Source organism: Bacillus sp. RC240 (assembly GCF_044907945.1).
GTDB lineage: Bacteria > Bacillota > Bacilli > Bacillales > Bacillaceae_G > Bacillus_A > Bacillus_A mycoides.
The window spans coordinates 1484018-1497343 of sequence record NZ_JBIYCT010000001.1 but is presented as its reverse complement, the minus strand read 5'-3'; the positions used below and the strand labels follow the sequence as shown (position 1 = coordinate 1497343).

Sequence of the window (13326 nt, the reverse complement as noted above, 5' to 3'; positions counted from 1 at the left end):
CCTCTATTTCATGTATTCATTTTAGGGAGCTGTCTGAACGTGTAGTATTACTTTCCCTATACTTTGTCTACTTTCGACCCATTCATGTGCTTTCCCTGCATCTTGAAGAGGAAAAGATTTCGTAGCTTTAATTTGTAAACTTCCATCGCGTAAATAATGGAAAACTTGATTCGCAGTTTCTTGAAGCAATTCAGGACGTTTTTTCCGTGTAGTGCCAAAGCTGAAACCGAGTATAGAACGGCAACTTGCGTGTAAATCTTTCGTTTGAAAAATACCAACTTCTCCGCTAGCATTGCCGAAATGGACGAGACGACCGTAATAAGCAAGGCATTCTAAACTTCTTTCGGACACAGTACCAGAAATAGAATCTAAAACAATATTAACACCTTCTCCGTTTGTAAGCTGATTTACCCTCTCTACAAAATCTTCATCTTGATGACAAATAACATAATCAGCGCCAGCATCTAAAGCAATTTTTCTTTTCGCTTCACTTCCAACAGTACCGATTACTTTTTTAGCCCCTAATAATTTTGCGAGTTGAATCGCGGTAGTACCAATTCCTCCAGCAGCGGCATGAATTAGAACAGATTCACCTTGCTGAAGTCTTGCAACATTTGCAAGTAAATTGTAGCTTGTAAAAGATACGATAGGGCAGGCAGCTGCAGCTTGAAAATCGACTTCATCAGGTAAAACGAAAGTAAGATTTTCGTTTGCGACAACGTATTCTGCGTAAGATCCGTTTTGAGGGAAAGCGATGACACGTTGTCCAGAATGAATATTTTTCACTTGAGAACCTACGTGTTCTACAATACCAGCTACATCTATACCTGGAATAAAAGGTAATGCTTTGTTTCCTTTTTTGCCATAGCGTGATTTAATATCGGCGAAATTAACACTAGTAGCAACAACACGAATTAAAACTTGATTGTCTGAAATAGCCGGCATCTCTACATCTGTATATTTCATCACTTCAGGACCACCGAACGAAGTTACAACGATAGCTTTCATATACATCCTCCTAAATTTGAATATATATATTATTTTAAATCTTTATTAGAAATTGAAAAATTATATAATTGTTATGCAGGGTTATAAGTGAAGCTTATGAAGTCATTGCATCATTATATTAATTTATTTGAAAAAACTTTGAAAGAAATCGAACGAAATATCGTTTTCTTGCCAATATATAGTGTAGGACAAAGGAGGGATGGTACATGAAGGGGGAAACAGTGTATTCAGATTTAATCCAATTAACTTTATCAGGCAATAAAGAAGCATATAGCGAATTGTATGATAAAACGATTCAAGAAATATATAAGACAGCACATTTTTTAATAGAAGACAAAGCAGATGTAGATGATGTCGTTCAAGAAATATACATACAGCTATATGAATCGCTTCGTAAATATGATAGCGAGAAGCCATTTAGACCTTGGCTAATTGGACTTGCGATTAAACAAATTCATTCTTATAGAAGAAAGAGGTGGATGCGACTACGAATTGTAAAAAAAGCAGAAGAGCAAAGAAAACCAGTACAAATTGATTTTTCTAGCGATGTTGTAAGTAAAATATCAAATCAAAAATTAATCGAACTCATTCATAAGTTACCGTATAAATTGAAACAAGTTATTATCTTAAGATACTTACACGATTACTCTCAAGAAGAAGTAGCACAAATATTACATATTCCAATCGGTACAGTGAAGTCTAGAATTCATGCGGCATTAAAGAAACTACGTCAAAAAGAGCAAGTAGAAGAAATCTTTTTAGGAGAGGTAGGGAATGTGAAATGAGCTTAGATTGTAGAGTTAGAGAATCTATACAAGAAGAAGCGAAGGGGATTATTGCCCCGCCGGAGTTAAAAGAAAAAGTAATTGTTCAAATAAAAATGAAGAGCGGGGGAAGTAAAAGGAAGAAGCGCCTTATCGCAGGAGTGCTTGCAGCCGCATTTTTAATCCCAACGACTGGTTTTGCTTACCAATCTATTATGGCGGATGGTATATACGGTTCGTTTGAGAACTTAAAAAAACATGCCGGAGCGATGACATTAGAAGCGTATATGCGTTTTAATGCAAAGTTATCAGAAGCGAAAGACGAAATGGGTGCGAAGGAATATGAAGAGTTTACAAAAGAACTAAAGAAATTAACAAATGCAAAGCTTGAGTACGGGGATTCGAATGGTAATATTGATTATGATCAATTATCACCAGCTAAAAAAGAGGAATTGAAAAAGGTAGAAATGGAGCTTCAGCCGTATTTTGATAAATTAAATGGCCATAAATCTAGTAAAGAAGTATTAACTTCAGAAGAGTATGAACAATATATGGAAGCGTTAATGTCATATCAAACCGTATTAGTAAAAGCGAAATCGAGCGGTGGGATAACAGTAGAAGAAGTACCTGAAGCGTATAAAGAAAGATTTATTAAAGCAGAACAGTTTATGGAGTATGTAGATGGAAAGGTGAGATAAGTAAAAAAGCTCATAGCTTAAGCTGTGAGCCTTTCTTATTGAAACGTAAATATATTAACCACCTATTCCTTTTGCTAGCAATAAGAAATATACAAATACGAGTATTACTCCATTTAATGCCGTACCAACTATTTTAAATAGCCAATCCTTTGATGCGATTGCAAAAATAATGCCGAGTAATGGAAGTATACTTAGAATCACAATAATTAACGTTAAATTCGCATTAGGGCCTCTTAAAACAAAGAAAGAACATATACTTGCGATAAACGTTAGAAACGAGAAAGTCCCTAATTTCATAATAAGTCTCCCTTGTTTGAAATGTATTTTGATTTAGTGCACGACTTTCTTTAGTTTAACATAAATTTCCTATTGTCAATTAAATATATGAACAATAAAAAACGAGTATAAAATCTATGCGATTTCATACTCGTTTTGTTATTACATAAATTTCCTTACCGCATGTATAGCAACTCTTACAAGGAGTATTGCACTTATAAATAAACCACCATAACCAACGGCACTTAAAAATTGAACATTAGGTTCTTTTGCACACAAGTCAGGGGCAGAATTATCTTGTAAAGTGAAAGTGAGAAATCACTTAGTTATATTCCTTACTATTCTCCTTGTCTTTTTGTATAAAACAATCTAAAAGCGAGTAACCAGCTATTAAACTAATAATGGTAACGAAAGTTGTATTCACAAGAATAATATTAGTTAAATAAGGTAGGTATTCACCAACTGGTGAAAAGAGTAGAGCTGGAGAAAAGGCAATGAATAGTGTTGGCAACGTAATAGCGATAAACTTATCCGGCTGAAAGTTCCAGTTTTGTTTACTCGTTTCGCGATTAATTGATTGTAGGAATCGTAATAAAATGCCGACCAAAAGAGGGAAGAGTGTAAAGTAGAATAATCTTGGATAGACGTTAAAGTTCACTTGCGCGTCTGTATCTAAATAAAATTGAATTTTAACACCTACAACTAATAATAAGATGATAAATAATGTAAAGCAGAGGTAAAGTATCACTTTTTGCATTCTATTCCACCATCCTTTATTAAAAAATATATTCAAGGAGCGAAGATATATACGATAATGGCGTTGTATATATCTTCGTTTTCTATTAGTTAATTGTGGATTTTGTTTGCTTCGTTAAGTAATCAATAATTCCCATCGCGCTAATTTCTAAATCAAGATGTAAAATGTTATAAACAGAATGATTTGATGGAACATTTAGCTTTGTAAGATGAGTGGAGACTTTCTCCAGTAGTAAAGATTGTAATGCCTTAGTAGCCTCATCAAAATCAGTATGTTTTTGAAAAATTTCATTTCCAGTATTAACGAAAATAGGTAACCAATGTTCAAGTTGGTTATATACTTCTGTAACATTGGATGATGCGCCGTAATGACCGAAATAAATAGTATCTACATTCATACTTTGAATATGATTTTTAGAAGCAATCATCGCATCTGGCTGGAATTGTGAAGGAGACGTTGATGGTAGATATAGTTCTACATCAAGGTCTGCGAGTTCTCTATAATAAATTCCTATTGTATCGCCAGTAAAAATGCCGTTTGTTAATGAATCGTGAATGCTAATATGGTGCTTCGCATGTCCCGGTGTATCATAAAATGTGAGTGTACGGTCTTCTGCAATTTTTAATGTATCACCATTTTGTACAATATGAACACGTTCTTCTTCAATTGGAAGAATTGGATCAAAAAGTTTATCAAAATCTTCTTTGTACACAGCTTTTACGCCAAGAATTAGTTTTGTTGGATCAATCATATGACGAGCCCCGCGCGGATGCACAAATAGAGTAGCATTTGGGCACTTTTCCATCATTAACCCTGCTGCGCCTGCGTGATCTAAATGAACATGTGTAACGATAATGTTTTTTACATCATTTAAATTAATATGTAATTGCTGTAAGCCGTCTAAAATATAGGGAAGAGAAGGGGCCGCACAAGTTTCAATTAAAGTAATATCGTCACCTAATAAAACGTATGTACCTGTGCGTTCATCATGTTGTAAGTCATAATCATCAATAAGATATAGATGAGAAGATAGTTGTTCTACTTTTTTCATACTTACCACTCCTTATATACGGTATGTATCTATTATACGCTAAAAATAGAAAAAGACAGAAAACGAAAGCTCGTCTTCTGCCCTTTTGTAATGTAGTTATTTCGTTTGTTCTTTATTGATAGACATAACGAACAGTCCAACAATGCCGCCAACGATCGGAAGCATAATTTCTCCTGCTAAATTAAAGTAGGAGCTTAAAAATAAACCATTTACATCGATTACCCAGCCAATAACATACAATAACATCATATATAGTACGAAATAAAACTCGCGATTTGAAATCGTTTCATGTTGTGCAGTTTTCATAATGAACACCATCCTTTTCTATTATAATGGAAATATAAACTGTCACATTTTGTTCATAAATTAATTGTAAAACTTTCCATCATAAAAGTCTAGTATATTGTGTCGAATTTTCGAACGAAAATAAAGCGCTATCATTCCGGTATGTGAGTACGTAATAAGAGCTGTATATTCACGAATGTAGTATAGTATAAACATAGAATGATAGTGAAGAGAGGGGTAGGAACAATGACAGTTTATGATTTTTCAGCTAAAACAATAACAGGAGAAGAAAAATCGTTAAAAGATTACGAAGGAAAAGCACTTCTTATTGTAAATGTAGCTAGTAAATGTGGATTTACACCACAATATAAAGGGTTACAGGAAGTATATGATAAATATAAAGACCAAGGATTAGAAATACTCGGTTTCCCTTGTAATCAATTTGGGGGACAAGAACCAGGCACAGAAGCTGATATTACTAGTTTTTGTGAATTGAACTACGGTGTAAACTTCCCGATGTTTGCGAAGATTGATGTGAAAGGTGATAAAGCGCATCCCCTCTATACATACATGACAGAACAAGCACCAGGTTTACTCGGTATGAAAGCAGTGAAATGGAACTTTACTAAGTTTCTAATTGGAAAAGACGGGAAAATAGTAGGGCGTTTTGCACCGCAGACGAAGCCGGTGGATTTAGAGGTTGAGATTGAGAAGGTGCTTGGGGAATAATTAGGAGTTTCACTTTATTAAAAAACGCCTCAAAGAACAAAGTAGTTCTTTGAGGTGTTTTCTTTAAACTCACATTATCAAGATTAAATCACTCTATCGTAGTCGTTTGATTTAGGCAGAGAAGCTGCTTTTTTCATAAGCACTTCCCATAAGTGTACGGATGTCTTCCATTCGGCTGCGGCCTGTTCCTTTTGATACATAGCGTTCTCATAACTGAAAGTAAGTTGTTGCATATCGGCCGAATTGTAAAGTGTATCGATGTGGAGAGCGTATTCTCGGAATGTTTGACTTTCACCCCGTGGTATGCCGATTCTCGCAAATTGTTTTAAAAGTGCACCGTAAGCTTTTAGATAAACAGCATCATCATTTCGGTATTTATAGAAAAGAATAATAAAAAATGTAATCCATTTCATTCTAGTGGTGAAGAGAATGTATCCGATGATACTAATTGGTATCATAGAGAGGAATACGTACCACCAGGAAAATCCCTTTTTAGAATTTGTAATCTTTTTAGTAGGAGCTTCTTCTGTATCTTCTATTAAACTTTTGAGCTTTGCTTCATTGTTTCGTTGGTGTATTTGTGCGTTTTGAGAATTAGTTTCTTCGCTATTTTGTAAAGTAGGAGCAGGAGTATTATTTGTAAAATTATAGGGATTGGTAAATCCTTTTGTTGGTTCGAATGGAATCCATCCGTATCCTGGGAAATATACTTCGACCCAAGAGTGTGCGTTATTGTTCGCGATTGTATAAACATTCTCACCTTCTGTACTAGCAAGTGTATTCTCCAGAGTTCCTTCTGTAAATCCTTTTACCCAGCGAGCAGGAATCCCGGCAGAACGAAGTAACACGATCATAGATGTCGAAAAATTATTGCAGTAACCGCTTTTTGTATCGAAAAGGAATTGATCTACATAGTCTTGGTTTTTGGCAGGGTATAAGACATTCATTGTTTCGTATACAAAAGAATTGTCTGTAAAGTAATTTTCAATAGCTAATACTTTATCATATCGGTTGTCTTTATCATTTGTAAGATTGACAGCCAAGTCTTTTACTCGCTGCGGTAATGATTCGGGAAGTTGTGTGTACTTTGTCATGAAATAAGGACTTGTTTCATGACCTTCATTCGTTTTTACAGATTTCAAATTTTCTATGGAAAACTCCGGAATCTCATATGTTACTCTATACGAATTTAAAGTAGTAGAAGAGTCTCCGTGCATCGTATAGATTTTTTCTGAAAATGGGTCAACGCTGTATGATACATCAGAAGAAGCCTCAACTGATACTAATCCTGCTGGATAGGTAAGGTGAGGATAACTTTTTTGCATGGTGATTGTTGCCTCAGTTATCTCCGTTTTTGTATTTGGTTCGTACCAGCTTACGACGTCGTTTTTATTTTTAAAAGAAACTTTTTTTCGATTTTCAGAAACATCCCAACCTTTTCCTGTATAAAAATCTTTTGTTTCTACTCTCCAATATTGTTTGTTTTGCGTTTGTGCTGTAAAAATAATTGTATTATCCGGCTTAAAAGGACCGCCTAATTGCGAGTCATCTAGACCATATCCAATTTTAGAAACTTCTTGTTCTTTACTTGCTTCAGATGTGTTGAATTTTAAAAAATCCATTGGGTTTGGCCATTGAGGGCCAAATTTTGGAGCAAAGTATGCGATGGTTGCTGACAATACAATAAATATTGTAAGAGGTCTAAGTAATTTTGAGATTTCTCTAGCATAATTTTGTAAGTGTTCCATCTCTTTTATTCGTTCTATTTGAAGAAGACTAAGCATAAAAAAGCCGATGACAACAGTACGAATAATAGCGTAGTTTGCATTGTATAAATGTAAGTTATGAAAAGTTATGATATAAATAATAGTCAATATAAGAAATAACAACCCGCGTTTTTTATGAATCATCCAAAAAGAGATGAAAGAACTCAAAAACCAAAATGATAAAAAAAATAAAAGTGTTGGAAAAACTGGAGAAATATCTAGCAAATTCCCTTGAAATAACAGGGAGGAATTTTGAGAAATATCAGAAAAAAATTTCGTTAGCCAAGATGGATTTATAAAAGCATTTTTATAATACAGGAAATGAATGATGAATAAGATCGTGACGATCTTTATTGGAACCTGCCACCTTGTTTGAAAAAAAGAGAGAGTGAAGCAAATTCCTATAAATATTACAAAAATATCTAATCTACCTACGTTTGTAATACCTATAAGGGGTCTTAGCCATTCTAGTAAAAGTAGAAGTGCACATACATGCATGAAGAATCTGTTCATATCCCATTTGTATTTTGTTCGTAATGTTATCATTTGCTCACCTCAAAAAACACGTTTGTATACCGGTTCCCATAAACCACATTTACAAATATTTTTCGTTTTTGTAGAGTTTCTAGAATACTTAGTTCTCGATGTGAGAGTTGATTTGCTTTTTCTTTCACGACAAACACCATTAATTTTCTGTTTTTTATAGCAGCACAGTTAGCCGCCTTTTGAATATCGGGAGAAAGATCGCTTGTTACGAGTATAATCGTTACGGGCTCATAAATTTTTCTTAATTCCATTTCTACACTCCGGGAGAGCGGGAATACACTGTCCGCTTGTACTTTCGCTAAATGACAAAAGATTTGTTGCAACTGAGTATCTCCATTGTTTAAAGGGAAAAAAGTTCGTTCTTTTCCGACAGACACGAATGACGCTGGTGAATTTTGCTTCAAGACAGCCCTTACAATAGAGGCAGTAAACGTTACGACTGATTCGAATAGAGGGGACTCAGTTCTGTCCATAAATATCATGATATTATGGCTGCGCTGTTGTTCAAACTCTTTCGTCATAATATTGTTTGTTCGGGCAGTTGCTTTCCAATCAATCCATGAAAAGCGGTCACCAGGTTTATAGTCTCTGACACCGACAGAGATTGTAGAGTCTTTTGCTAAATTTATATTTGCTGAAAGCGCTCCTTGTTCGAAATGATTTTCCAATTGTCGATATGTTATATCTACGTACTGGGGATAGATTAAAAATGTATCTGGAACTGAAAAAGTTACTTCTTTCTCCATCATACCGAATAGATCACCAGTTTTGACACGTACGCTTGAAAAAGTGTGCTCTCCTCTAGGGATTGTGTCAATAACATATTGAAACGAAATATTTCGTTTGAATCCTGGAAAGAGTATTACCTTATTCACCTTCGTTTGTCTACAATTTGTAAATTGTGATGGCAGTTCATCTTCTATAATTAAATAAAGTAAGGGAAAAGGAAATCTTCTTTTTATTGTAATGGTGCTTAAAAATTGTTCTCCTGCTGCATATTCATTTTGGTTTGTTATTCGTTTTACTTCAGCGTCTCGTAAAGCGTAGAAGGGAAGTAGAAGTGAATAAAGGCCAATAGGAATCGTACTGTAAAACAAAAACCAACTTACAAATCCTCCTTGAAGCATAGCGTACACAAATGTTAAGACTAGGCATAAAGGGATTAGCAATAACTTCGTAACGTGATATAGCGCCCGTAGTAGTCGTTTCATCAAAGGTTTTTCGTCCTTTGAGTCGGCACGGTAGTTCGTGCAACGATTTTTGCGATAACTTGTTCTCCTGTAATCCCTTCAAATTTTGCTTCCATTTTTAGAATGAGTCTGTGAGCTAAAACGTAAGGAGCTAAAAATTTAACATCGTCTGGAATAACATAATTTCTGCCATGGATGAATGCATAAGCTTGTGAAGCTTTCATTAAAGCGATCGAGCCACGCGGACTTGCACCTAGTTGTATAGAACTATAAGAACGCGTCTGAGTAACAAGCTTTACAATGTAATGCTTGATTGCTTTGTCCATGCTTACTTCCCGTACGCTTTGTTGTAAATAAAGTAATTCTTTTATTGTAGTAATAGCTTGTAAATGAGAGAGTGGATTTGTTTTTTCCATCCGGTTTAAAATTTCAAATTCTTCTTCTGGTGTAGGATATCCCATTCTTAGCTTCAACAAGAAACGATCGAGCTGAGCTTCTGGTAAAGGATATGTTCCCTCATATTCGACCGGATTTTGTGTAGCCATTACAAAGAAAGGTTTTGGTAACGATCTTGTAATGCCATCTATTGTGATAGTGCCTTCTTCCATACTTTCAAGTAAGGAAGATTGTGTCTTTGGAGATGTACGATTAATTTCATCAGCAAGTACAAAATTCCCCATAATCGGTCCAGGCTTGAACTCAAATTGGAGTTCTTTTGGATTATAAATAGAAACACCTGTTACATCTGACGGCAGTAAATCAGGTGTGAATTGAATACGCTTGTAATCAGCATCAATTGATTTAGAAAGAGCACGTACTAGCATTGTTTTCCCGACACCGGGAACATCTTCTAATAGTACATGACCTTCAGCTAAAAGAGCTGTTAAGGCTAAGAGTGTTTCTTTTCGTTTTCCGACCATTAATTTTTCAATATTGGTGATTATTTTTTCTACTATGGGATGTAATGAATCAAGCTGGGGCATCGTAATCCTCCTAATTTTATTGTCGTTTTTTAATTCATTTAGTGGAAAATAGAATTTATCTCTCTATTTGCGAGTAGTAAAACTCCTATCTTTAATTCTGAGAATATTCAGATTATTTATCGCGATTACATCTAGTATAATTGTTTCCGTAACTAAGGGCAATATGGTAAATAATGATTTCTAGTTTTATGTGAAAAGAGAAGCGGATAGGAAATTTAGTTATATGGATAGAGAGGGTGAAGAGGCATAAATAGAAGCAGGACATGAGCATTGCTACTCATGTCCTGTGACTTCAATTTCAGATTCATTTAATAGTTTCGTATTATGATAAAGCGTATTTAACTCTGTAATTACTTCAGAAGCTGATAAATTTCTTTCATGAATTGCATCAATAAGTGGTTTATTACCACTACAACAAAAGTCTATTCTATATGATGTGAACTACCTCCCACTTAGTATCTCTTACGAGCTTACCCCGAAGTGGGGGCTTCTCGGTTCATCGCTACTTTTGATAGCTAACGAATTTGTCCTAGGACAGCCGAGCTAACTCCCTTGTTCCAAAGGTTATTTCTTACGATTTATATCAACGCTAATAACCGCATGGCTTCCTTTTTAATATTGATAGCTGCGTTATAGTCACGACTGATTGTGAATCCACACGAACACGCATACGCGCGTTCACATAATGGCATTTCTTTTTTATTTCCACAACGACTACACATCTTTGTAGAAGGAAACCATTTATCTATTTTTATAAGCTGTTTTCCTTGTTCTTGTAGCTTATATGCTAAAAATGTCGTGAACATCCTCCAACCGTTGTCCGCAACACTTTTACCAAAACGAAGTGCTTGTGACATTCCTTTTATATTTAAGTCTTCTATTGCTACAACGTCAAAATGAGTAGCCAATTCTTTAGACTTGTGATGAAGGAAATTTTTACGTTGATTTGCGACTTTTTCATGCAACTTCGCTACACAGATCCGTTGTTTATTAAAGCGTGCTGAGCCTTGTACACGCCTTGCTAATACTCGTTGTGCCTTTGCTAATCGGTTCAACATCTGACGATAAAAGCGAGGATAATTGGCTTTCTCATCTTCGCTACTCACGTACAATTCAGCCATTGAGAAGTCTAATCCAACTACACTTTCTACTTCTTTCTGAACAATTTCGTTTTCATATTCAGTTAAGACAGACAGATAATACTTGCCAGTTGGTGTCATCGAAATCGTGCATGATTTGATGTTATAATTTTGCGGGATCTCTCTATGTTGTTTCAGTCGTACTAATTTCAGTTTCGGTAATTTGATATAACCATGAAACAACATAATATTTCCGTTTACTCGATTCGTTGTATAGGATTTTCTATTCTTTTTACTTTTGAATGTAGGAAACTCACTTTGACCACTAAAAAAGTTCTTATACGCAGTTTGCAAGTTTAATTGTGCGTTGGCCAATGCTAAGGAATCAACTTCTTTCAACCATTCATACTCCACTTTGTATTTCGCAGGAGTAGGGAATTTTTGTTTCTTCAGCTCTTCTTTGTTCGCTTTGTATTTTTCATATATTTCTTTCCGTTCAGCTAGCATTTTGTTATATACAAAGCGTACACATCCGAAAGTTTTATGTATCAGATGTGCTTGTTCTTCTGTTGGATACAGACGAAATTTGTACGCCTTATTATGCTTTGTCATATCAACTCACCTCATTTTCCGCTTCATTTCCCATAAGCTATGACGGTGATCACACAACCTGAACAATACATGATTATTATCTACTTTCATTGTTATACAAAACTTTACCTCTTATAAGACTGATTATATCAGAGGCAAAATAAATAGAGAAACCATTTTTTGGGCTACGCCAAACCGAAATTCATCTCCCATATACTGCTAGACTATCGTCTTTCACAGGCTTTAGGAAGGAGACTTCTTTAAGAAAAAATGTTAAAAAGATCACTAGCTTTCGGAAATTGTGTTACAATCTCACCGATAATTGAAGTTTCAGTAAATGTATGTTCCATATGAATACCTCCATAAAGTTTAAATGTAATATCTAAATCAAGAATAGCGATAAATTAACATCAATGTGGTGATTGAAATCACTCATTATGTGTCATTTTTGAGAATAATAAAAGGAGTTTTATTTAAGTAAGAGGAAGCGTAATTCGTCGCAATACTTTACGATAATAAAAAAAGAAGCTTAGTAGAAGCTTCTTTTTTATTACTATTTTTCACATGCAACTCCATCGCCATCACGATCAAGTTTAGAGCTATAACCTGGTTGATCTCTATATAATGGAGCTTTTCCAGCATTTTTAACTTCAGTACAATTTTTGTAAGTTACATTACTATTGTTACTTGCAGCTGGTTGTGTTTGAGCTTGCTGTGCTTTTTGCTGATCCTCTTGTTGTTTGCGAGCTTGTTCATCAGCCTGGCGTTTTTGCTCTTCTTGTTGTTTGCGAGCTTGTTCATCAGCCTGGCGTTTTTGCTCTTCTTGTTGTTTACGAGCTTGCTCAGCAGCTTGGCGTTGTTGTTCTTCTTGTTGTTTACGGGCCTGTTCATCAGCTTGATGCTGTTGCTCTTCTTGTTGTTTACGGGCTTGTTCTTCAGCTTGGCGTTTCTCATCCTCTTGCTTACGAGCTAGTTCCTCAGCTTGACGTTTCTCATCTTCTTGTTTACGAGCTAGTTCCTCAGCTTGGCGTTTCTCATCTTCTTGCTTACGGTTTTTTTTATCCGCTTCTTTCTTTTCTAATTCCTTTTTCTTTTCGTCATCTTTTTTCTCTTCACTATTAGAAGCAACTTGTTTATTCGTTGCTGTCGTTTTTTCAGAAGAAGGACTTGAAATACCTGATAGCGCAACAAAAATGACAAATAAAACAGCTGTAATAATAAATTGCTTTTTTGCTACACCTGTTTTCTTAATTACAGATATGATTGCTAGAACAAGGAAAAATATAAATAGAATGAAACTTAAAGTAGAAAAAAATTCTACGACTGGGTGTTCAGATTTTGTTGAGCCAGTCATTATTAATATAATTGAAATCATAAAAAGAATAACAGTAGGACGACCATATTGTTTTGCTTTTCCATTTTTCTTAAAGAATGAAATGATACATAAGATTAAAAGAATGATAGCAATCAAAAATAAAGCTACACCAATATTACTCAAAATAGCCATTTTCATACCTCCATTTGTAAGATTTTCTCTATTGATTATATAGGGATTTATTGGATATTACACGTTTTATATTAATTTAGAAAATTAATATTTTAA

At 34.9% G+C, this 13326-nt stretch carries 13 protein-coding genes and 2 pseudogenes; 3 read left to right on the top strand and 12 right to left on the bottom strand.

What is annotated here, in order from left to right; all coding sequences use genetic code 11:
* Positions 1-21: 21 nt before the first annotated feature.
* A complete protein-coding gene (locus ABH955_RS07645) occupies positions 22-1008 on the bottom strand; it encodes a quinone oxidoreductase family protein (RefSeq protein ID WP_404455009.1) in 987 nt (328 codons plus the stop codon).
* 206 nt (positions 1009-1214) lie between these two features.
* Here ABH955_RS07645 and ABH955_RS07640 point away from each other — a divergent pair, with 206 nt between their 5' ends.
* A complete protein-coding gene (locus ABH955_RS07640; protein WP_002165914.1) occupies positions 1215-1793 on the top strand; it encodes a sigma-70 family RNA polymerase sigma factor in 579 nt (192 codons plus the stop codon).
* Positions 1790-2470, top strand: a complete 681-nt coding sequence (locus ABH955_RS07635; protein ID WP_404455012.1) for a DUF3600 domain-containing protein — start codon at positions 1790-1792, stop codon at positions 2468-2470. The genes ABH955_RS07640 and ABH955_RS07635 overlap by 4 nt, the downstream gene beginning before the upstream one ends.
* Before the next feature lie 54 nt (positions 2471-2524).
* Here ABH955_RS07635 and ABH955_RS07630 read toward each other — a convergent pair whose 3' ends face one another.
* The 4 genes from ABH955_RS07630 to ABH955_RS07615 all read right to left on the bottom strand — a co-directional run bounded on the left by ABH955_RS07630 (position 2525) and on the right by ABH955_RS07615 (position 4860).
* The gene (locus ABH955_RS07630) at positions 2525-2767 is read right to left on the bottom strand and encodes a hypothetical protein (protein WP_404455014.1); all 243 of its coding nucleotides are present in this window, start codon (positions 2765-2767) and stop codon (positions 2525-2527) included.
* Between the two features lie 301 nt (positions 2768-3068).
* Entirely contained in the window at positions 3069-3503 is a 435-nt protein-coding gene (locus ABH955_RS07625) for a hypothetical protein (RefSeq protein ID WP_016126826.1), read from the bottom strand.
* Positions 3504-3588: 85 nt separating this feature from the next.
* Entirely contained in the window at positions 3589-4554 is a 966-nt protein-coding gene (locus ABH955_RS07620) for an MBL fold metallo-hydrolase (RefSeq protein WP_404455017.1), read from the bottom strand.
* A gap of 96 nt (positions 4555-4650) precedes the next feature.
* Positions 4651-4860 carry a DUF3925 family protein gene (locus ABH955_RS07615; protein WP_002127081.1) on the bottom strand — a complete coding sequence of 70 codons (210 nt, stop codon included), beginning with the start codon at positions 4858-4860 and terminating at the stop codon, positions 4651-4653.
* A gap of 225 nt (positions 4861-5085) precedes the next feature.
* On the opposite strand from ABH955_RS07615, the gene bsaA reads away from it, so the two are divergent.
* Positions 5086-5568: a glutathione peroxidase gene (gene bsaA, locus ABH955_RS07610; RefSeq protein WP_002065095.1), complete on the top strand. Its 483-nt coding sequence runs from the start codon at positions 5086-5088 to the stop codon at positions 5566-5568.
* A gap of 83 nt (positions 5569-5651) precedes the next feature.
* Here bsaA and ABH955_RS07605 read toward each other — a convergent pair whose 3' ends face one another.
* The 7 genes and pseudogenes from ABH955_RS07605 to ABH955_RS07575 all read right to left on the bottom strand — a co-directional run bounded on the left by ABH955_RS07605 (position 5652) and on the right by ABH955_RS07575 (position 13230).
* Positions 5652-7880: a transglutaminase TgpA family protein gene (locus ABH955_RS07605; RefSeq protein ID WP_404455020.1), complete on the bottom strand. Its 2229-nt coding sequence runs from the start codon at positions 7878-7880 to the stop codon at positions 5652-5654.
* Positions 7877-9091, bottom strand: coding sequence for a DUF58 domain-containing protein (locus ABH955_RS07600; protein WP_404443091.1), 1215 nt, complete (start codon positions 9089-9091; stop codon positions 7877-7879). The genes ABH955_RS07605 and ABH955_RS07600 overlap by 4 nt, the downstream gene beginning before the upstream one ends.
* Positions 9091-10053, bottom strand: a complete 963-nt coding sequence (locus ABH955_RS07595; protein ID WP_404443088.1) for an AAA family ATPase — start codon at positions 10051-10053, stop codon at positions 9091-9093. The genes ABH955_RS07600 and ABH955_RS07595 overlap by 1 nt, the downstream gene beginning before the upstream one ends.
* A gap of 291 nt (positions 10054-10344) precedes the next feature.
* Positions 10345-10494: pseudogene (locus ABH955_RS07590) on the bottom strand (DUF542 domain-containing protein); the annotation flags it as partial.
* A 137-nt stretch (positions 10495-10631) separates the two neighbouring features.
* A complete protein-coding gene (locus ABH955_RS07585; protein ID WP_404455023.1) occupies positions 10632-11744 on the bottom strand; it encodes an RNA-guided endonuclease TnpB family protein in 1113 nt (370 codons plus the stop codon).
* 245 nt (positions 11745-11989) lie between these two features.
* Positions 11990-12079, bottom strand: a pseudogene (locus ABH955_RS07580) (iron-sulfur cluster repair di-iron protein); the annotation flags it as partial.
* A gap of 197 nt (positions 12080-12276) precedes the next feature.
* Positions 12277-13230, bottom strand: a complete 954-nt coding sequence (locus ABH955_RS07575) for an excalibur calcium-binding domain-containing protein (protein WP_404455026.1) — start codon at positions 13228-13230, stop codon at positions 12277-12279.
* Between the last annotated feature and the right edge of the window lie 96 nt (positions 13231-13326).

What these genes read in the sequence shown, in the direction of transcription:
- ABH955_RS07645 (WP_404455009.1), bottom strand. Translation starts at nt 1,008, where the DNA reads ATGAAAGCTATCGTTGTAACTTCGTTCGGTGGTCCTGAAGTGATGAAA.
- ABH955_RS07640 (WP_002165914.1), top strand. Translation starts at nt 1,215, where the DNA reads ATGAAGGGGGAAACAGTGTATTCAGATTTAATCCAATTAACTTTATCA.
- ABH955_RS07635 (WP_404455012.1), top strand. Translation starts at nt 1,790, where the DNA reads ATGAGCTTAGATTGTAGAGTTAGAGAATCTATACAAGAAGAAGCGAAG.
- ABH955_RS07630 (WP_404455014.1), bottom strand. Translation starts at nt 2,767, where the DNA reads ATGAAATTAGGGACTTTCTCGTTTCTAACGTTTATCGCAAGTATATGT.
- ABH955_RS07625 (WP_016126826.1), bottom strand. Translation starts at nt 3,503, where the DNA reads ATGCAAAAAGTGATACTTTACCTCTGCTTTACATTATTTATCATCTTA.
- ABH955_RS07620 (WP_404455017.1), bottom strand. Translation starts at nt 4,554, where the DNA reads ATGAAAAAAGTAGAACAACTATCTTCTCATCTATATCTTATTGATGAT.
- ABH955_RS07615 (WP_002127081.1), bottom strand. Translation starts at nt 4,860, where the DNA reads ATGAAAACTGCACAACATGAAACGATTTCAAATCGCGAGTTTTATTTC.
- bsaA (WP_002065095.1), top strand. Translation starts at nt 5,086, where the DNA reads ATGACAGTTTATGATTTTTCAGCTAAAACAATAACAGGAGAAGAAAAA.
- ABH955_RS07605 (WP_404455020.1), bottom strand. Translation starts at nt 7,880, where the DNA reads ATGATAACATTACGAACAAAATACAAATGGGATATGAACAGATTCTTC.
- ABH955_RS07600 (WP_404443091.1), bottom strand. Translation starts at nt 9,091, where the DNA reads ATGAAACGACTACTACGGGCGCTATATCACGTTACGAAGTTATTGCTA.
- ABH955_RS07595 (WP_404443088.1), bottom strand. Translation starts at nt 10,053, where the DNA reads ATGCCCCAGCTTGATTCATTACATCCCATAGTAGAAAAAATAATCACC.
- ABH955_RS07585 (WP_404455023.1), bottom strand. Translation starts at nt 11,744, where the DNA reads ATGACAAAGCATAATAAGGCGTACAAATTTCGTCTGTATCCAACAGAA.
- ABH955_RS07575 (WP_404455026.1), bottom strand. Translation starts at nt 13,230, where the DNA reads ATGGCTATTTTGAGTAATATTGGTGTAGCTTTATTTTTGATTGCTATC.